Annotated in this window: 20 protein-coding genes and 1 riboswitch; of the genes, 18 read left to right on the top strand and 2 right to left on the bottom strand. The window is 47.7% G+C overall.

The genetic code is table 11. The features are described from left to right. Nucleotide 1 precedes the first annotated feature (1 nt). The 8 genes from gucD to sigF all read left to right on the top strand — a co-directional run bounded on the left by gucD (nt 2) and on the right by sigF (nt 8,036). Nucleotides 2-1,468 (top strand): alpha-ketoglutaric semialdehyde dehydrogenase GucD, encoded by a 1,467-nt coding sequence (gene gucD / locus M3202_RS12050; RefSeq protein ID WP_251223582.1) that lies wholly within the window; start codon nt 2-4, stop codon nt 1,466-1,468. A gap of 359 nt (nt 1,469-1,827) precedes the next feature. Next, nucleotides 1,828-2,805, top strand: coding sequence for a 2-hydroxyacid dehydrogenase (locus M3202_RS12045; RefSeq protein ID WP_251223581.1), 978 nt, complete (start codon nt 1,828-1,830; stop codon nt 2,803-2,805). A 10-nt stretch (nt 2,806-2,815) separates the two neighbouring features. Then, on the top strand, nt 2,816-3,685 hold the full coding sequence (locus M3202_RS12040) for a fumarylacetoacetate hydrolase family protein (protein ID WP_251223580.1): 870 nt from the start codon (nt 2,816-2,818) through the stop codon (nt 3,683-3,685). Nucleotides 3,686-3,766: 81 nt separating this feature from the next. Continuing rightward, nucleotides 3,767-4,936: an iron-containing alcohol dehydrogenase gene (locus M3202_RS12035; protein WP_251223579.1), complete on the top strand. Its 1,170-nt coding sequence runs from the start codon at nt 3,767-3,769 to the stop codon at nt 4,934-4,936. A 230-nt stretch (nt 4,937-5,166) separates the two neighbouring features. Beyond that, nucleotides 5,167-6,327, top strand: coding sequence for a D-alanyl-D-alanine carboxypeptidase family protein (locus tag M3202_RS12030; RefSeq protein ID WP_251223578.1), 1,161 nt, complete (start codon nt 5,167-5,169; stop codon nt 6,325-6,327). Nucleotides 6,328-6,458: 131 nt separating this feature from the next. Next, nucleotides 6,459-6,809, top strand: a complete 351-nt coding sequence (spoIIAA, locus tag M3202_RS12025; protein WP_251223577.1) for an anti-sigma F factor antagonist — start codon at nt 6,459-6,461, stop codon at nt 6,807-6,809. A 3-nt stretch (nt 6,810-6,812) separates the two neighbouring features. Beyond that, the gene (spoIIAB, locus tag M3202_RS12020; protein ID WP_251223576.1) at nt 6,813-7,253 is read left to right on the top strand and encodes an anti-sigma F factor; all 441 of its coding nucleotides are present in this window, start codon (nt 6,813-6,815) and stop codon (nt 7,251-7,253) included. 12 nt (nt 7,254-7,265) lie between these two features. Continuing rightward, nucleotides 7,266-8,036 carry an RNA polymerase sporulation sigma factor SigF gene (gene sigF, locus M3202_RS12015; RefSeq protein ID WP_251223575.1) on the top strand — a complete coding sequence of 257 codons (771 nt, stop codon included), beginning with the start codon at nt 7,266-7,268 and terminating at the stop codon, nt 8,034-8,036. Nucleotides 8,037-8,175: 139 nt separating this feature from the next. Here the strand turns inward: sigF and M3202_RS12010 are convergent, their stop codons facing one another. Beyond that, the gene (locus tag M3202_RS12010) at nt 8,176-8,634 is read right to left on the bottom strand and encodes a DinB family protein (RefSeq protein WP_251223574.1); all 459 of its coding nucleotides are present in this window, start codon (nt 8,632-8,634) and stop codon (nt 8,176-8,178) included. A 530-nt stretch (nt 8,635-9,164) separates the two neighbouring features. Between M3202_RS12010 and M3202_RS12005 the strand changes: the two genes are divergently transcribed. From M3202_RS12005 to M3202_RS11965, 9 genes are all read left to right on the top strand, one after another. Next, the gene (locus tag M3202_RS12005) at nt 9,165-9,782 is read left to right on the top strand and encodes a stage V sporulation protein AA (protein WP_251223573.1); all 618 of its coding nucleotides are present in this window, start codon (nt 9,165-9,167) and stop codon (nt 9,780-9,782) included. Further along, on the top strand, nt 9,772-10,191 hold the full coding sequence (locus M3202_RS12000) for a stage V sporulation protein AB (protein ID WP_251223572.1): 420 nt from the start codon (nt 9,772-9,774) through the stop codon (nt 10,189-10,191). The genes M3202_RS12005 and M3202_RS12000 overlap by 11 nt, the downstream gene beginning before the upstream one ends. 11 nt (nt 10,192-10,202) lie before the next feature. Then, entirely contained in the window at nt 10,203-10,664 is a 462-nt protein-coding gene (gene spoVAC, locus M3202_RS11995; protein WP_251223571.1) for a stage V sporulation protein AC, read from the top strand. A gap of 13 nt (nt 10,665-10,677) precedes the next feature. Next, nucleotides 10,678-11,685 (top strand): stage V sporulation protein AD, encoded by a 1,008-nt coding sequence (gene spoVAD / locus M3202_RS11990; RefSeq protein WP_251223570.1) that lies wholly within the window; start codon nt 10,678-10,680, stop codon nt 11,683-11,685. 5 nt (nt 11,686-11,690) lie between these two features. Beyond that, nucleotides 11,691-12,044 (top strand): stage V sporulation protein AE, encoded by a 354-nt coding sequence (spoVAE, locus tag M3202_RS11985; protein ID WP_251223569.1) that lies wholly within the window; start codon nt 11,691-11,693, stop codon nt 12,042-12,044. A gap of 6 nt (nt 12,045-12,050) precedes the next feature. Then, nucleotides 12,051-12,629, top strand: a complete 579-nt coding sequence (gene spoVAEA / locus M3202_RS11980) for a stage V sporulation protein SpoVABEA (RefSeq protein ID WP_251223568.1) — start codon at nt 12,051-12,053, stop codon at nt 12,627-12,629. Next, a complete protein-coding gene (locus tag M3202_RS11975; protein ID WP_251223567.1) occupies nt 12,613-14,100 on the top strand; it encodes a spore germination protein in 1,488 nt (495 codons plus the stop codon). Before spoVAEA ends, M3202_RS11975 begins: the two co-directional genes overlap by 17 nt. A gap of 63 nt (nt 14,101-14,163) precedes the next feature. Continuing rightward, nucleotides 14,164-14,339, top strand: a riboswitch (Lysine riboswitch). Between the two features lie 78 nt (nt 14,340-14,417). Then, complete coding sequence (lysA, locus tag M3202_RS11970) at nt 14,418-15,737, top strand: diaminopimelate decarboxylase (RefSeq protein WP_251223566.1); 1,320 nt, start codon at nt 14,418-14,420, stop codon at nt 15,735-15,737. 259 nt (nt 15,738-15,996) lie between these two features. Beyond that, complete coding sequence (locus M3202_RS11965; RefSeq protein WP_251193004.1) at nt 15,997-16,431, top strand: peptidylprolyl isomerase; 435 nt, start codon at nt 15,997-15,999, stop codon at nt 16,429-16,431. 292 nt (nt 16,432-16,723) lie between these two features. On the opposite strand, the gene M3202_RS11960 is transcribed toward M3202_RS11965, so the two are convergent. Further along, nucleotides 16,724-18,193, bottom strand: a complete 1,470-nt coding sequence (locus M3202_RS11960) for an alanine/glycine:cation symporter family protein (protein ID WP_251223565.1) — start codon at nt 18,191-18,193, stop codon at nt 16,724-16,726. Between the two features lie 344 nt (nt 18,194-18,537). Between M3202_RS11960 and M3202_RS11955 the strand changes: the two genes are divergently transcribed. Continuing rightward, a complete protein-coding gene (locus M3202_RS11955; RefSeq protein WP_251223564.1) occupies nt 18,538-19,458 on the top strand; it encodes an NAD(P)/FAD-dependent oxidoreductase in 921 nt (306 codons plus the stop codon). Nucleotides 19,459-19,683: the final 225 nt, after the last annotated feature.

The raw sequence follows: 19,683 nt of genomic DNA, 5'->3' as shown, positions 1-19,683 counted from the left end.
CATGGCAGTAACAACGGAAGCAAAAACTTATTTGAACTATATTAACGGAGAATGGATTGCCAGTTCAAGTGAGGAGGTTACAAAGAGCATCAGCCCGGCTAACAAGAATGAGGTAGTCGGCTATGTTCAGAAGTCTACAAAAGAAGACTTGGATAAAGCGGTTGCAGCAGCAAAGGCAGCTCAAGCTTCTTGGAGAAAGCTTTCGGGGGCGGCACGTGGAGAATTCTTATACAAGGTAGCGAATATTCTTGAAAAGAATCTTGACGATATCGCTGAAACAATGACTAGAGAAATGGGGAAAACACTGCCTGAAGCAAAGGGAGAAACAGCTCGCGGCGTAGCGATCCTTCGTTACTATGCTGGTGAAGGGCTAAGAAAGGTCGGCGATGTGATTCCGTCTACAGACAGCGAAGCTCTTATGTTCACAACGCGCGCGCCTCTTGGCGTTGTAGGTGTGATCACACCTTGGAACTTCCCGGTGGCGATTCCAATTTGGAAAATGGCACCTGCGCTTATTTACGGTAATACGGTTGTCCTGAAGCCGGCGGGTGAAACGGTCGTGACCGCGGCAAAAGTCATCGAGTGCTTTGCTGAAGCGGGACTTCCTTCTGGTGTTGTCAACATGGTGTCCGGTTCAGGCTCTGTTATTGGTCAAGGTATTATCGATCACCCTGATATTAACGGTATTACATTCACAGGCTCAGACCAGGTTGGTAAACAAGTTGGCCAAGGTGCATTGGCACGCGGAGCAAAATATCAGCTTGAAATGGGCGGGAAGAACCCGGTTATCGTAACAAATGATGCCGATCTTGATCTTGCAGTTGAGGCGACAATTAGCGGCGGCCTCCGTTCAACAGGTCAAAAATGTACAGCTACAAGCCGCGTAATTGTTCAAAGCGGCGTTTATGAAGAATTTAGAGAAAAGCTTGTCGCAAAAGTGAAAGAACTGAAAATTGGTGATGGGCTTGAAGGTGACACATGGATGGGACCTTGCTCAAGCGAAAGCCAGCTAAACACCGTTCTCTCTTATGTGGAAAAAGGAAAAGAAGAAGGCGCAAAGCTTCTTTACGGCGGAGAAAAGGTTCAAGAAGCAGGATTGGAAAACGGCTTCTATGTACAACCGGCTGTATTTGATGGTGTGACAAGTGAAATGGCGATTGCCCAGGAGGAAATCTTCGGACCAGTTTTAGCGCTTATGAAGGTTGAAACGATCGAAGAAGCGTTACAAGTGGCAAATGATGTCAAGTTTGGTTTGAGTGCTTCGATCTTTACGACAAATATCAGCAACATGCTTTCTTTCATTGAAGACATGGATGCTGGTCTTGTCCGGATCAACGCGGAAAGCGCCGGTGTGGAACTTCAGGCTCCGTTCGGGGGAATGAAGCAGTCAAGTTCACATTCACGTGAGCAAGGACAGGCCGCGATTGAATTCTTTACTTCTATTAAAACAGTATTCGTAAAAGGTTAAGTTTTGCAGTCGTTCAATTGAGGCAGCAGATCCCTGCTGCTTTCTCCACGAAAATAGAGTCGTAAATGAGCAGGAAAGTGGGGTCCTTTCCTGCTTACTTTTAGGCAGAACAGAACCCGCCGCCTCGTGTTAACAGGCTTTTTTTAGACATCCCCTTCTTTAATTCAAGTAAAAGAATGAAGCACAGGAAAGCTCTTGTTAATCCAGAAAAATCTGAATAGTAAAAACTGTAAGCGCATAATAAAAACCTATCACGCTGCGGTTCTTTTCTATCTTTAGTGGAGAGACTTACATACTTACATAGAAAAGAGTGCGAGTGGCAGCGAAACAAAATGATAGAGAAATGAGGGTGTAAATCTATGAAACCGCGTGTATTTGTAGACAAGCCGATTGCCGCTGATATTGAAAACTTTATTCGGGAGCATTGTGAAGTGGAGAAGTGGGAGGATGCCCATAAACAAGGCAGGCAGGAGCTGTTGGCCAAGCTTGAGAAAGCAGATGGATTATTAACGACAGCAGGACGGGAAATTGATCCGGAATTGCTTGATCATGCTGCTAATTTGAAAGTGATTAGCAATATGTCGGTAGGGTATAACAATTTCAATATTGCTGAAATGAAAGCACGGAACATTATTGGAACACATACTCCCTTTGTGCTTGATGACACAGTTGCCGATCTCGTCTTTGCCCTGATTTTATCAACGGCGCGGAGAGTGCCGGAGCTGGATACGTTCGTACGTGAAGGGAAATGGGGCAAAGTACCGGAGCGGGCGATTTTCGGCGTTGATGTTCATCATACCACCCTTGGCATTATCGGCATGGGACGGATTGGTGCGGCGATTGCAAAACGGGCAAAACGGGGCTTTGACATGGACGTGAAATACTATAGCCGTACCCCTAAGCCTGATGTTGAACAATCACTGGGCATTGACTATCTCGATCTGGATACATTGCTCCAGGAGTCGGACTATGTCGTCTTAATGACTCCGTTGACAAAAGAAACCGAGCATTTAATCGGAGAAGAGCAATTTAAGTTAATGAAAAGCTCGGCGATTTTCATTAACGCCTCCAGAGGCGGCACGGTCGATGAGCGGGCGTTAATTAAAGCCTTGCAAACAGGCGAAATCAGAGCGGCGGGCTTAGACGTTTTTGCCGAAGAGCCGATTAATGAAGATAATCCATTGCTGCAATTGAAAAATGCTGTTCTCTTGCCGCATATTGGGTCGGCAACGGCCAAGACCCGCTATGATATGGCGATGCTTGCCGCTCAGGACCTCGTCCGGGCTTTAACCGGGGAACAACCTAAGCATATTGTGAAAGAGCTACAAACACCATAGGAGGAAGAATATGATTACAGTAACGTTTTATAAGGATGAGAAGCTAGCATTAGGGGTAAAAACAGATAAAGGAATTTTTGATGTTGAAGCAGCTGCAAATGGACAGGCGCCGACTACGGTTGCTGAATTAATTGCTCAAGGGGAAGCAGGCAAGCGCGCGCTTCAGGATTTGGTCGAAACAAATCAAGGAACTGATGCCTTATTTTTAGAAGAGGATGGTCTGACTTTCGGTCCGTCGGTGCCTGCGCCGCAAAAGATTATTTGTGTCGGTCTTAACTACAAGCGTCACGCTGATGAGTGCAATATGCCTTATCCGAAAGAACCGATTATTTTCAGCAAATTTGCAAACACGTTGACTGCCCATAATGCTGACGTCAAGCTGCCGACAAAAGGAAAAGAGTTTGATTATGAAGCTGAGCTTGTCATCGTGATCGGGAAGGAAGCGAAAAATGTCGCGAAAGAGGATGCGCTTTCGTATGTCTATGGCTACACGAACGGGAATGATCTTTCTGTACGCGACTTGCAGTTTGTCAGCTCGCAATGGCTGCTAGGAAAGACAACGGATGATTTCTGTCCGATCGGACCATACCTTGTCAGCGATGAGCATATTGACAATCCGGATCATTTATCGATTACGCTCAAACGGAACGGCGAGCTTCGGCAAAATTCAAATACATCAGATTTAATCTTCAGCTGTTCAGAGATCATCAGCTATATCTCTGAACATATGACACTTGTTCCTGGAGATATTATTTTAACGGGAACGCCTGAAGGAGTGATTATGGGGGATCCGGAAGGTCAACGCGACTGGCTAAAGCCGGGTGATGAACTTCAGGTTGAAATTGAAAACCTTGGCACGTTAACGACTTATATTAAATAATAGCAAGGCTGCTGAAAAACTTCCTTTTTAGCAGCCTTATATCGCCGGGGAGAGTCAGTTTAGGAATAGGAGCGAAGAATAATGAGCTTAGCATCGTATCAGCTATATATGCCAACGAAAGTTGAATGTGGGATTGGATATGCGAGAAAGACGGGGGAATTTCTGAAGCCGCTTGTCTCGAAAAAAGTCCTGCTTGTTACAGATCACGGGGTGAGGGCAGCCGGTCTGCTGGAGAATATTGAAAAGTCGCTGAAAGACAGTCAGCTCGCTTATGAGATTTTTGATGAAGTCGAGCCAAATCCGAGTGCGGAAGTCGTTCAAAAAGGGGTCGCCTTTTTGAATGAGCAGGATTGTGATGTCGTGCTGGCGATTGGCGGAGGAAGCAGCATCGATACGGCGAAAGCGATCGCGGCGATGGCGACGAATGAAGGAGACATCCTTGATTATGAGGGAGTCGGTGTGCTGCCGAAGCCGACATTGCCATTGATCGCTGTACCGACAACGGCGGGAACGGGCAGCGAGGTGACGGCATCGACAATTGTGACGAATAAGGAAACCTTGTTTAAAACGGCGATTATCAGTCCGTATCTGTTCCCGAAAATCGCGATCCTTGATGCTGAGCTGACAAAGCATTGTCCGCAAAGCATCACTGCGGCAACAGGGATGGATGCGCTGACGCATGCGATTGAGTCCTATACGTCGAAAACCGCCAATCCAATCAGCCAGGCGCTGGCGATTCATGCGGTTAAATTGATTGGACAGTATATTCAAAAGGCTTACTTTGTCGGGACGGATATGGAGAGCCGCGAGAAGATGCTTGTTGCCTCGATGATCGCAGGCTATGCCTTCTCGCAGTCGCGCTTAGGAAATGTGCACGCTATCTCTCATTCCTTCGGTGGCGTGTTTAACATTCCTCATGGCATTGCCAATGCGACGCTTTTACCATTCGTGATGAAATTCAATTTACCGGCTTGTCCGGCTGAAATGAAGGATATCGCGATTGCTTTAGGAAAGGATGTCACGGGCTTATCGGAAATCGATGCCGGACAGCTGGCGTTGGAGGCCGTAATTGAACTGAATCAGTCGTTAGGCATTCCGGATAATATTAAAGATCTTGGCGTGACGTTAGATCGTCTTGATCAGCTCGTAAAGGATTCCATGCGAAGTGGAAATGTATTGATTAATCCGCGCTTGACCCGCGATCAGGACATTCAGACCATTATTGAAAATGCGTACTATGGCAGAATGTAATTTGAGCAAGGCGGCTGCCGTCTCGCTTTAACTTGTTCGCCGGGTTCTTATCTATCTTAAAACAGCTTCTCTATTAGCCAAAAGCTAAATGATAGAGAAGCTGTTTTTTTATGTATAAAAGAAACGTAATTGGAAAAAATGGGAGGTAGCAAACTTGGGATGTCTCTGCTCCTGGAGGCAGCATTACCTGGGATCGAAATATGATAATTTGAGATGGAGGTCGGATGGGGATGAAAAAAATTCTATCCAGTTTGGTAAGTATTTGCTTGTTAGCAGGAATGATGGCACCAGCTGCCTACGCGGCTGAAAAACAGGTACAGCTCGCGGAGAATGCTACGTCTGCGATCGTGATTGAGCGCGATACAGGCAAAGTCCTTTTTGAAAAGAACAGCCATGAAAAATTACCGCCGGCAAGTATGACAAAAATCATGACGATGCTTCTCATTATGGAAGCGATTGATGAAGGCTCTCTTTCTTATGATGATACAGTGCGGACGAGTGAATATGCGGCTTCCATGGGAGGTTCACAAGTCTTTTTAGAGCCGGGAGAGGAAATGACAGTTTCCGATATGCTGAAAGCGATTGCCGTTGCTTCGGGAAATGACGCTTCTGTCGCGATGGCTGAGCACATTGGCGGGTCAGAAGAAGAATTTGTCAATATGATGAATGAAAAAGCGCGGGAGCTTGGGCTGGAGAACACTCATTTCATGAATTCAAACGGGCTGCCTGCCGAGGATCATTATACGACCTCTTATGATTTGGCGATGATCTCGAAAGAACTGTTGAAGTATGAAGATATTACAAAATTCACAAGCATTTATGAAGATTATTTACGGGCAGATACAGATGACAAATTTTGGCTGGTGAATACGAACAAACTTGTTCGCTTCTATCCAGGGGTCGACGGATTGAAAACAGGTTTTACCCGGGAAGCAATGTACTGCTTAACCGCTACCGCAGAGAAAAATGACATGCGTGTTATTTCCGTCATTATGGGGGCACCGACGCCAAAGGATCGCAATGCCCAGGTAACGTCTATGCTTGACTATGCTTTTAATCAATTTCAAACTCATAAGCTGTATGAGCGGGAGCATACCCTTGCGGAGGTAGAAGTCAGCCGCGGCGATAAAGATATGGTCCCTGTCGTAACGTCTGAGTCCGTTTCCTTGCTTACGAAAAAAGGAGATACGATCGATGATGTGGTCGAGCGCCTTGAAATGAATACTGATTTACGCGCCCCGATTTCAAAAGGAGATGAGATCGGCGAGCTTATCCTTGAAAAGAACGGGGAAGTGGTGAGCACATCGCCGGTCGTAGCAGGTGATGATATTCTCGAAGCGACATGGTGGACATTATTTAAACGAGTATTCTCGAAATTTGGAGCAGCATAGCACTGGTTTTGACAGCTTTTTACGAATGAGGACTAGTTTTGTCATCGGGCAGGAACGAGCAGGTGCAATACCGAAACTCTCTCAAGCGTTGTAAAAAGGATTCAACCTTATTTATGAGAGGGAGTGATCGAATGAGCTTGCAAATTGATCTACAGCAGAAAGGCAGCGTACTATTGGTACGTTTGGTTGGAGAGCTCGACCATCATACGGCAGAACAGCTGCGCAACCAGGTCGAAGACAACCTGGCGAAACAACAGATTAAGCATATCGTGCTGAATTTGGAGCAGCTGACCTTTATGGATAGCTCGGGACTTGGCGTGATTTTAGGGCGATACAAGCAAGTAAGAGCGGTCGGCGGCGAAATGGTCGTTTGCGCGATTTCTCCAGCTGTTAAGCGTTTGTTTGAGATGTCTGGTTTGTTTAAAATCATTCGGCTTGAAGAAAGTGAACAGTATGCACTTTTGACATTGGGGGTGGCGTAACCAATGAAAAACAAAATGGATTTGCAATTCTCTTCGCAAAGTCAAAATGAATCCTTTGCCCGCGTAACAGTTGGCGCCTTTATTGCTCAGCTCGACCCGACGATGGACGAAATGACGGAAATTAAAACCGTTGTGTCGGAAGCTGTCACGAATGCGATTATTCACGGCTATCAAAATCAGCCTGACGGAATGGTCTACATTCACGTAACGATTGAGGATGATGTGATTGAGCTGACGATTCGCGATGAAGGGGTCGGCATACAGGATATTGATGAGGCCCGGCAGCCTCTTTATACGACGAAGCCTGAACTTGAGCGCTCCGGCATGGGATTTACCATCATGGAGAATTTTATGGATGAACTTGAAGTCGTCTCGGAACCGATGATTGGAACTACGGTCTATTTGAAAAAAACACTTACAAATAGCAAAGCTATATGTAATTAAGGAGTTTTGCCTATGGATGTCGAGGTGAAACAGCAGAAGAAAAAGGAAGCCCCGTTTACGGATGCACAAGTCAGAAAGCTGATTGAAAAGAGCCAGGCCGGTGATCAGGAAGCGCGCGATTTAATTGTTAACCGCAACACCCGTCTTGTCTGGTCGGTCGTTCAGCGCTTTATGAACAGGGGTTATGAAGCGGATGACTTATTTCAAATCGGCTGCATCGGCTTAATTAAATCAGTCGATAAATTCGATCTTTCCTATGAAGTGAAGTTTTCGACCTATGCCGTTCCAATGATCATTGGGGAGATCCAACGCTTTCTCCGCGATGACGGGACGGTTAAGGTTAGTCGTTCAGTGAAAGAGCTCGGCAACAAAATTCGCAAAATGAAAGATGAAATGACGAAAACACTTGGGCGGACCCCGACGGTGACAGAAATCGCCGAGCAGCTTCACATCTCGCCGGAAGAAGTCGTCTTTGCTGGGGAGGCGAGCCGCTCCCTGTCCTCGATACACGAAACGGTATATGAGAATGACGGTGATCCGATTACCCTTCTTGATCAAATAGCCGATCAATCGGAGACGAAATGGTTTGATAAGATCGCGTTGAAGGAAGCGATCCGCGAGCTTGATGAGCGGGAGCGCTTAATTGTCTATCTCCGTTACTATAAGGATCAGACCCAGTCCGAGGTTGCGGAACGACTTGGAATCTCCCAGGTGCAAGTATCTCGGCTTGAAAAGAAGATCCTTGAGTACATGAAGCAGGAAATCGGGGAATATGACAGCTAAAAGACTGATTCTCAAAAACCACAACAGCTTTTTGTGGTTGCGAGAATCAGTCTTTTTTTTCTTCGCTATATGACGGCTGGGATTCTGTTCAGGTAAGCGCTTTCGTTATGTCCTACTTCAAATAGGGAACGAGAGCCACTTACGCACCCGCGTTTTTCTTAATCAGTTTACAGGCGCCTAAATGAAGACCTTCATGATAGCTTAAGAAACCGAGCAGGTCGGAAAGCGTCGTGAATGTTGTCCCGCGTAAGTTGAAAGTTTTTGCGAGCGGCAGATCACAGCCGTTGGCAGAAATCCGCTCCACAGCTTCAAGCTGGGCTTCGGCATATTTGATCAAGTCCGCCGTTGACGGAGGCTCGTCTGTCCATTGCGCTGGAGCGGTGCCCATGTCAAAGAAGCTGGTGTAATGGTCAGGAACAACCGGCTGATAATTGGCAGCATGCCGCAGGTTGCGATCGGCGATCACGAGCAGGTGACCGACATTCCAGCGGATAGAATTGGCGAACCCCGCAGGAACAAAGTCAAGCTTGTCTTCGTCAATCGATGTTACTACTTGCAAGATTGCTTTTCTCGCATAAGAAAACGGAACTAAGGCCATCAAGAAACACTCCTTTACAAAAAATAGGCTTACTGTCAGTGTAGCGAATTTTCAGATAAAAGAAAATGACTTTTTTGTTTAGTCGACCTCGCTTCCGGGATTTTTTCTAATTGGAAAAGGTTGCTTGAGCCTAATATAGAGAGATCTATGTAAGACGGAAAGCAACGATTGAACGAGTCTTTGCGATCTTAAGCAAAAGCATCGACTGCGTTGGACGAACCTGAAGGGGAAAAAAATCCATGCAGGCGATGAAAATGCAAAAACAGCTTTGAGACAAAACTAGCTTTGGACCTACTGGCAATGACTTCACACGCCACAAGCCCATTGTGAGAACCCCACTCACAACGGGCTTTAAAAGATCATGGCGGTTCCGCTCATTGCTTAGAGAGACTGGGAAAAAGGTCAAAAAACAACCTTTTGTCCCATCCTCTTTGTCTACGTTTTGAAGAAGGGGAGGCAGTTTTTGCTTGTGGAGGAGAATGAAGTTGAGGGCTTTCTGTCATACTAAAAGCAAAATGGAGGTGATTCGAGTGGAGCGAGAGGAGCTGTATTTGCGGCTAAAACCGCGGATTTCTGCTACTTGCAATCAGGTGCTTGTTCTTCGTGATATTGCTCATATGAATGCGGCTGAAACGAGGCAGGCTGCACTGGCCGGGCTTCCTCTTTATTCGATTTCACCTGAAGATCAGACTCATCTGATTATTGACATCATTGATGTCACAAAAAAAATCCATGAGGTATTTCCTCACCTTTCGATCCAAACCGTCGGCGCGCCACAGACGATTGTCGAGATAAAACAGGCAAAGTCGGCGCTAGCACCCGTCTATGTGGTGGTCGTTTGGTTTTTATTATTTATCGGCGCCGGGTTGGCGATTATGAACTTTCATGAGGATGTAAGCATGCGGGCTGTCCACCTCCGGATCTTTCAGCTTGTAACCGGCAATGAAGCGGCAAAGCCCTTGCTTTTACAAATTCCTTATTCGATCGGCTTAGGGCTTGGCATGGTGCTGTTTTTCAATCACTTTTTCCGCAAGCGGTTAAATGAAGAGCCTAGTCCACTAGAGGTTGAAATGTTTCAGTACCAGCAATCGCTCGATGCCTATTTGCTTCATCACGAAAACAAGCAAGGGAAAGACAATGGCCATTGAATCGGTGTTGGTCATGCTGATCGGCCTTGGGGGCGGGTTGGCAGTCGGCGCTGGATTTGTCGCCTTCCTGACCGTGCTCGGGGTAGCGCCGCGCATGACGCAATTAACAAAAACCGGCTCGTTTATCCGCTTCTACGAATGGGCGTTGATTATTGGAGTGCAGGCTGGAACGTGGGCCAGCTTTTATCCGTTTTCCTTGCACGCCTCTCCGCTTTGGCTCATTCCAATCGGGCTGGCGGCGGGCACCTTTGTCGGGATGCTTGCCGCAGCGCTGACGGAAGTGCTTAATGTTTTGCCGATTTTAGCGAAGAGAATCGGCCTCGACGGTCATATTGTCCGCTTTTTAATGGCGATCGCCCTAGGTAAGGTATGCGGCTCGCTGTTTCACTGGCTTTTTTTTATTAAGTAGGAGGATGAAGGATGGCAACGACGACGGAGAAAGAACAATACCAAAAAAACATTCAATTGTATCAGCCGAAGCGGGCGGTATGGCGTAATGGTGCTAAAGCATTTTTGATCGGAGGCTTTATTTGCACGCTCGGACAGTGGCTGAACAACTTGTATTTGACGTATCTTCCGTTTACAGAAAAGGAAGCGATGGGGCCGACTTTGGCGACGCTTATTCTACTGGCTGCACTGGCGACCGGACTAGGCTTGTATGACAAGCTTGGTCAATTCGCCGGCGCCGGTTCATTAGTGCCTGTCACAGGCTTTTCCAATGCGATGACGAGTGCGGCATTGGAGCATAAAAGTGAAGGGCTTGTGTTCGGCATTGGCGCCAATATGTTCAAGCTGACCGGAGCCGTGATCGCTTTCGGCGTATTATCAGCCTATATCGTCGGATTGACGAGGCTGCTCGTAAAAATGCTGATTCAATCGTAGGAGTGTGGAGCAGGTGGAACGAAGAGGAAGGCAAACATGGCATTTTAACAATCCGGTATATGTGCAGGGAACGGGAACCGCGGTCGGCCCTGAGGAAGCAAAAGGTCCATTAGGTGGCAGTTTTGATAAAGCCTATGATCATTTGTACGCCGGGGAAGAAAATTGGGAGCTCGCTGAACGGAAACTGATGAAGGACGCGGTGGAGGCGGCTTTAAAAAAAGCTGAGAAAAAGGCGGAAGAGATCGACTTTTTTTTAGCCGGCGATTTGCTGAACCAGATTGTGACGTCCAATTACCACGCGCGCGAGCTGGAGCGGCCATATTTTGGCCTTTTTGCCGCCTGTGCGACGGCGATGGAAGGGCTGGCACTTGGCAGTCTGCTTATTGATACGGGAGCGGCTAAACTGGTGCTGTCCGCAGCAAGCAGTCATAATGCGACGGCAGAGCGGCAATTTCGCTATCCGACTGAATTTGGCAGCCAGCGTCCTGAAACATCCACCTATACGGTGACCGGAGCGGGAGCGATTGTAATTGGCACGAAGCCGTCAGCGATTCAAATTACGGAGGCGACCGTCGGCAAGGTGATTGATTTCGGGCTGGCGAATCCGTTTGATATGGGATCGGCGATGGCGCCGGCCGCGGCGGATACGATTTTAACGCATCTTGAGGAAACGAAGCGGACAGTCGATGATTATGATTTGATCGTAACCGGGGATTTATCACGGGTAGGAAGTGGAATTTTGCGTAAACTACTACAAGAAAAAGGGATCCGCCTCGTAAATAACTACCAGGATTGTGGGATTATGATCTACCAACAGGAGCAGCCCGTTTTCGCGGGAGGAAGCGGGGCTGGTTGCCCGGCTGTTGTGACATACGGCCATCTCCTGCAGGAAATGAAAAGAGGAAAGTTCCGGCGACTGCTTGTTGTGGCGACAGGGGCCCTGCTGAGCCCGCTGATGATCCAGCAGAAGGAAACAATTCCTTGCATCGCTCATGCCATTTCATTTGAACGAAAGGAGTAACCGACATGCTTGAGTATGTGATCGCTTTCGTTGTGGGCGGGTTGATATGCTTTTTGGGGCAATTGTTAATGGATGTCGGCAAGCTGTCTCCCACGCATACTCTCAGCACGCTTGTTGTGGCTGGGGCGTTGTTGGATGGCTTTCAGCTTTATGACCGTCTGATTGATTTTGCCGGAGCGGGAGCGACAGTGCCGATTACCAGCTTTGGCCATTCACTCGTGCATGGAGCGATGGCAGAAGGGGATCGCTACGGTTTTTGGGGAGTCGGGATGGGCGTGTTTGAAGTGACGTCTGTCGGTATTTCCTCGACGATTTTATTCAGTTTTTTAATTGCAATCTTTTTTAAGCCAAAGGGGTGACGAAAAATGGAGAGAAAGCCTAAAGTTATTTTTGTGACGGATGGAGATGAAGCTGCCAGAAAAGCAGTCGAACAGGCAAGCCGGGAGATTGGCGGGCGCTGTATCAGTCATTCGTCAGGAAACCCTTCGCACTTAACAGGCGAGGAGCTTGCTTCTCTCATTTTACAAACTCCTAATGATCCAGTGCTTGTGATGTTTGATGATGGCGGCTACCGTGAATCCGGGATGGGGGAAACGGCGATGCATTATTTGGCCAACCATCCGGCGATTGAGGTAATTGGCGCTGTTGCTGTCGCTTCCTCGACCCATGCCAGTGAATGGGCGCATATTGATGTCGGTATTGACCGCTATGGCAACCTTACTGAATATGGGATTGATAAAGACGGTCTGGCCGACTTGGAGCTTGGCCGGATTAATGGAGACACCGTTTATGTACTGGACGAGCTATCCCTTCCGGTAGTCGTCGGCGTCGGTGATATCGGAAAAATGGCCGGTCTCGATACTGTTGAAAAGGGCGCGCCGATCACGAAGCTGGCAATCGAAATTATATTGGAACGGAGCGGATATCATGAGTCAGAAGTTTGACAAACAAGAGACAGCGATATCACGGGATATTAAGGTGAACGAGGAGATTCTGAAAAAGCGGCTCGGCTTTGATAAATCGTTTGATGTCGGGGTACGGAAGCTTCCTGTTCTTGATAAAGAAATTCAAATTTATTTCGTAACAGGCTTATGTGATATTGAGTATATTATTGAAATCATGAGAGAGCTGATGCTGCTTGACGCCCGCGGGCGGAAAACCCCGTCGGTGAAAGTGAAACAGGCGATTCAAAATCATTTGACGCATGTCCAGGTCGAGTATACGTCATCGCTTGATGAAGCGATCACGCGGATGCTCTCAGGCTTAATCTTTATTCTTGTAGAAGGCGAAGATGAGGCATTTGTTGTTGATGTCAGAAGCTACCCGGGACGCAGCCCGGAAGAGCCTGACACAGAGCGGGTCGTGCGCGGGGCGCGTGACGGCTACACGGAGAACATTATTCTTAATACCGCTTTGACGAGGAGGCGCATTCGTGATGAGCGGCTGCGCAATGAAATTATGCAGGTCGGGGTTCGCTCAAAAACCGACATCTGTTTGTCGTATATCGATGGAATTGCTGATCCTGATTTAGTGGAGATAGTCAGGAAGGAGCTTGAGGCAATTAATTTAGATGGCTTGACGATGGCCGACAAAATTGTCGAGGAATATATTGTCAAACAGGGGATGAACCCCTTTCCTCTTGTCCGCTACACTGAGCGTCCAGATGTCGCGGCAACACATTTGCTGGAAGGGCATATTTTAATCATTGTCGATGCCTCGCCGAGTGTGATTATTACACCAACGACGCTTTTTCATCATGTTCAGCACGCTGAGGAATACCGGCAGGCAGCGTTTATTGGAACATTTCTCCGCTGGACGCGTTTTTTAGGAATCTTTTTTTCCCTTTTTATTTTGCCGTTTTGGCTATTGCTCGTGATTCAGCCGAGTTTGTTGCCGGCGGGACTTGATTTCATCGGGCCGGAGGAGACGAATAACGTGCCGATCGTCGTCCAAATTCTGATTGCTGAGCTAGGAATCGAACTGCTGCGTATGGCGGCGATTCACACACCGTCCCCTTTGGCCACCGCTCTCGGTCTCGTCGCCGCTTTATTGATTGGGGAAATTGCAATCGAGGTCGGCTATTTCACCTCGGAAGTTATTCTGTATGTGTCCCTTGGCGCGATCGGGATTTTCGCAACACCGAGCTATGAGCTTGGCGTTGCGCTGCGGGCGACAAGGATTATGCTCATTATCGTTGTGGCGATCTTTAAAGCGCCGGGCTTTATTATCGGCGGCACGCTGTTTATTCTGTTGCTGGCGATGATTAAAGCGTTTAATAAGCCGTATTTATGGCCGTTTCTTCCATTTGATCCACCGGCCATCTGGCAAATTTTAATCAGGGCGACAGTGCCGTCGGTCCGCTTCCGGCCAAGTATTGTCAATCCTCAGGATCCGATTAAACAACGGTCTGAATAAAGATTGAACTATTTTGTTTGATATGGTAAAGTAATAGCGACTAAATTTCATAAACCTCAAAACAATTGGGGTAGAGGCGCAAGCGGAATCAGTACACTTTTGGAGCGGTGGCAGCGATGAGCAAAGTGGAAAGGTCTATTGCCGAAGCGTGGAATGAGCGCCAACTCATCCATAGCTGGGTCGCTGTTGAAGAAGCAGCGGACTGTCACTGCATGGTGCAGTGGAGAACTATTCTGGTGTTAGGAATTGACCCTTTTAACAGCTAGTGTAGTCGCATTAGCTGTTTTCTTTATAGGATGATGAAGGAGAGGACGAGTATGTATTTACATGGGACGAGCACGATTAACGATCAGGGACATCTTGAAATTGGCGGAGTTGACACGACTGCCTTAGCGCGCGATTATGGCACGCCGCTCTTTATTTATGATGTTGCTCTTATCCGGAAACGGGCCGCCAGCTTTCAACAGGCGTTTATCGAGGAACAGGTGCCTTATCAGGTCGCCTATGCGAGCAAAGCGTTCAGCTGTATTGCGATGTTCCAGCTTGCCGATGAGCTTGGGCTGAGCCTTGATGTCGTTTCCGGCGGGGAGCTGTATACGGCAATCCAGTCCGGTTTTCCGATGGAAAGAGTCCATTTTCATGGCAACAACAAAAGTCTCATGGAACTGGAAATGGCGGTCGAAGCCCAAATTGGCTGCATCGTTGTCGATAATTTTTATGAATTGGGCGAGTTAAGCCGGATTTGCGCTGAACGGAATGTACAGATGAGTATTTTGCTGCGGATCACCCCGGGCGTTGAGGCGCATACTCATGATTATATTTCCACCGGACAGGAGGATTCCAAATTTGGCTTTGATCTGATTAGCGGCCAGGTGCATCAGGCTGTTGAAGTCGCTCAGGCTGACGGGAATCTGCGCCTGCTCGGTGTTCACAGTCATATCGGCTCACAAATCTTTGAAACTACCGGGTTTGTGATGGCGGTTGAAAAAATGTTTGAACTGATTAAGCATTGGCGGGAAGTGTTTGATTTCACACCACAGGTGTTAAATTTGGGTGGAGGCTTCGGCATTCGCTATATTGAAGGAGATACGCCGCTTCCTGCTGAAGAATACGTCCAGAAGATGATCGAGGTAGTCAAGCGTCAGGCGGCGGAAATTGAGATGGATATGCCCGAAATCTGGATCGAACCGGGCCGCTCGCTTGTCGGGGATGCCGGTACGACGCTTTATTCAGTCGGTTCAAAGAAGCATATTCCTAATGTACGCGACTATTTGGCGGTTGACGGCGGAATGAGCGATAACCTCAGACCGGCGCTCTATCAGGCGGAATACGAAGGGATACTTGCCAACCGGGCCAATGAAGCGCCGACAGATACGTTTTCAATTGCCGGCAAGTGCTGCGAAAGCGGAGATATGCTGATTTGGGATTTGCCGCTGCCGAATGCCAACCATGAAGATGTTTTGGCTGTGTTCTGTACGGGAGCTTATGGCTATGCGATGGCGAATAATTATAATCGTATTCCGCGCCCGCCGGTCATTTTTGTCGAGAACGGTGAGGCGCAGGAAGTGATTAAACGGGAAAGCTATCAGGATTTACTGCGGCTCGATGTCCCCCTTGCCAATAACGTCGCAAAATAGCGGGCGTCTGATGTTGCAGATTTGAGAAGGAAAAGAGATGCCGGCTGGGACATAAATAGTAAAGCGTGTAAGCTGCTAAAAAAATCAACATCGTCCTTTTTCAGCAGCTTCAGGAGCGGTGCAGTCCACCCTCTGTCATTTGTCCGGCTGTTCATGCAGCCAGCACGCTTTCGTCCCGGCCCGTCATCCATTCGATTTCACATGTCGGCGGGAATCATGTACAATAAGGTGAATCTAAAAGAAATTGGAGGCAATACATATGAAAAAAGGTTCCATTGAATTTGAAAACGGAGAAAAGATTGTGATTGAATTTTACCCGGAGGCAGCACCGGGAACTGTGGAAAACTTTGAGAAGTTAGCAAATGAAGGCTACTATAATGGTTTAACATTCCACCGTGTGATCCCAGGGTTTGTCGCCCAGGGCGGTTGTCCAATTGGAAATGGGACGGGAGGTCCCGGCTATACAATTAAATGCGAAACAGAAGGCAATCCGCATAAGCACGTGGCGGGCTCGCTTTCAATGGCGCATGCCGGCAAAGATACGGGTGGCAGTCAGTTTTTCATCGTTCATGAGCCGCAGCCGCATCTTGATGGCGTCCATACTGTCTTTGGACAAGTGACAGAAGGGATGGACACCGTGCTCCGGATTAACCAGGGCGATGTGATGAAGGAAGTAAAGGTCTGGGAAGAATAATTGCTGAGCTGTCTCATTCAATGAGGCAGCTTTTTTCATCAAAAACGCATTTTCAGAAAAAAGCTTGAGCCAAAACTAGCTTTGGACCTACTGGCAATGGCTTCACACGCCACAAGCCCGTTGTGAGAAACCCACTCACAACGGGCTTTAAAAGATCGTGGCGGTTCCGCTCATTGCTTAAAGGCTGTGACAAAAGGTAAAACCAACCTTTTGTCACAGCCTCCTTTTAAAAGATAAGAAAGTATAAACATTTTCGCGATGATGCGAGAAAGGACGCTACGCGTTTTTCTTATTAATAACGCTGTTGTTTCTTCGCTTCCTGTTTATTGTCGGTTTGATAAGACTCCCAGAATTCGGCGTTCTGAATGTCCACATCTTTCGGATTGAAAACCGGATCGAGTCCTTCCGCTTTTTGGCGTTCGTAGTCTTTCAGCGTTCGGAGCGCTGGTTTGGCGAGGATGACGATCGCAATAATATTAAGCCAGACCATGATGCCGAGCCCGATATCACCGAGCAGCCATGCCGTATCTGCTGTACGCAAAGCGCCATAGAACGTCGCCACAAGAAGAGCGAGCTTAACGAGCAGAATCGGCCAGTTGATTTGTCTGCCACGCAACAGATAGGTGACGTTCGTTTCGGCAATATAGTAGTACGCCATGATCGTTGTAAAGGCAAAGAACAGAAGGGCGATTGCGACAAAGCCGGTTCCGAAGCCAGAGAAGACGCTGTTAATCGCTTCCTGGGTAAATCCCGGGCCAACTTCAACGCCCGGTAAATTATTGACAATCATCGTGCCGTCCGGAGCTTCTGTATTATACAGGCCGGTAAAGAGGATCATAAAGGCTGTAGCCGAACAGACGAGCAATGTATCGATATAGACCGAGGCAGCCTGAACGAGACCCTGTTTCGCCGGGTGAGAAACCTCAGCCGCAGCCGCCGGATGCGGCCCTGTCCCCTGTCCGGCTTCATTTGAATAAATACCGCGGATGACGCCCCATGAAATCGCACTTCCAAGCAGGCCGCCAAAGATCGAATCCATCCCGAAAGCACTGCTGATGATCAAGCTGATCGTCGCCGGAATTTCTGTGATGTTCAGCGCGATAATGATGACAGCCATAATCATATAACCAATCGCCATAAACGGGACAAGAAAGGCTGCTGTACTGGCGATGCGTTTAATACCGCCGAAGATAATGAGAGCGAGAAACACTATCAGAATAAGACCAGTAACCCAGTTTGGAATCGTGAAAGCATTATTCATGGCTACTGCAATGGAATTTGATTGGACACCAGGCATTAAGAAAGACATCGCTAAGAGCGCGGCAACCGCAAAAAGAACAGCAAACCATTTAATTCCAATCCCTTTTTCGATATAGAAAGCAGGACCCCCGCGATACAGCCCGCCTTGCTTTACTTTGTAAATCTGGGCAAGCGTCGACTCGATAAAGGCACTGGATGCACCTAAAAAGGCAATCGTCCACATCCAGAAGACAGCTCCCGGACCTCCGTAGAAGATCGCTGTTGCCACCCCGGCAATATTACCGGTTCCGACGCGTCCGGCAAGGGCGACTGATAAGGCCTGAAAAGAGGAAACGCCAGCTTCTGAGCTTTTTCCTTTGAACATCAGAGAAAACATTTCCTTGAAATAACGCAGCTGCAGAAAACGAGTCAGCACACTGAATGTTAAGCCGATAAGAAGCAAAATATAAATGACAGGTGTGCTCCATAATACATTATTAATCGCTTGTAAAAATTCTACCATCTTGGTTCCTCCTGAATCGATTTTAATGTGAAGAATCGAAAGTGTTGAAGAATAACCCTCCTTACATGATGGAATAGGTGGAAGATTAGCAGGCGAGTGTTGCCTGTTCACTGCCCTTTATCCTACTATAACTGTGAAAAATTAACACCGTCATGGGCAGGTAATCTTCCAATCATTTTGCGAAAAACACTTTAGAAATATACTTTTCTACACTAATATATTAAAATCCTTTTTTCTTTTTTCAGATTATTTTGTCGGTAAGCAGAAGAGGGGGCAAGGTTTAGAAAGGGAATGGTTGGGAATGAATGTAGACGAGAAAAATTTTCGGTGAAGGAGGGGAAAACGTGAGCGATTCCATACTTGATGTTGTCATTATCGGCGGAGGACCAGGGGGATTGAGTGCGGCATTAGTACTGGGCAGAGCGCGGCGGACCGTCGCTCTTGTTGACGAAGGACATCCGCGCAACGCAATCACAAAGCGCTCGCACGGTTTCTTAACGCGTGATGGAGCCAAGCCGTTTGAGTTGCGGCAAATAGCAAGAGAACAAATGGAGAAATATCCGACGGTCGGTCTGCATCAGGATGAAGCAATTGATATTGAGCGCAAGCAAAATCAATTTATTACGAAAACGAGCAAGGGAGAAATTCTGACCAGCCGCAAGCTGATCGTCGCCACCGGACTACGGGAAGAGCTGCCTGACATTAAAGGATTGAGCGATGTATATGGGCAGTCATTTTTTTCCTGTCCGTATTGTGATGGGTGGGAGTTTCAGGATCAGCCGCTTGTGATTATTGGCAATGGCAGGAAGCTGTTAGCCTATACGAGGATCATTCATAATTGGAGCCGTGATCTGATTGTTTGCACGAACGGTACAGCGATGATTTCAGAGGATGAGAAGAACGAATTGGAGCGTCACTCGATCTCATTCATCGAAACACCGATCCGCGAGCTCGTTGCAGATCAAGGCCAGCTGCAGCAAATCGTCTTTCAAACAGGTGAACGACTAGCGCGGAAAGCGGGATTTTTACTCGATACAGGAGCGAAGCAGAGTACATTTCTCCCGCAGAAGCTCGGCATTCCTCTGACGGATAAAGGGAGCTTTGAAACGCAAAGCCATGGTAAGACAGAGGTCGAAGGCGTTTATGTGATTGGCGATGCGGCCAAACGATTTACAGGCCTGATGGGTGCAGCGAGCGAAGGCTATGAAGCAGGGATTGCCCTGAATCACGAGCTGGTGGAAGAGGACTGGCGCAAAGTGGAATGAAAGAGGAGGGGAGGCTCGGTCAAGCTGAGATTGTGATGAAGAAAGACTTGAACCAGGCCGGACTTTGCACGCTGCTTCCGTGCCTGAGATAAAACGGAGAGACTAACTATATAAAGTCAAGCAGTAATAGGAGAAGGGTAAAGCTTTCGTAAAATAGAAATGTAAGCATGACAAAGAAGCCTATAATGGCCTCCTTTTAAAAAATGGGGGTTATTGGGCTTCTTT

It is taken from the genome of Halalkalibacter oceani (assembly GCF_023715605.1).
GTDB lineage: Bacteria > Bacillota > Bacilli > Bacillales > Bacillaceae_D > Halalkalibacter > Halalkalibacter oceani.
Note: the sequence above shows the minus strand (reverse complement) of the source record. Positions and strands in the feature narration are given on the sequence as shown.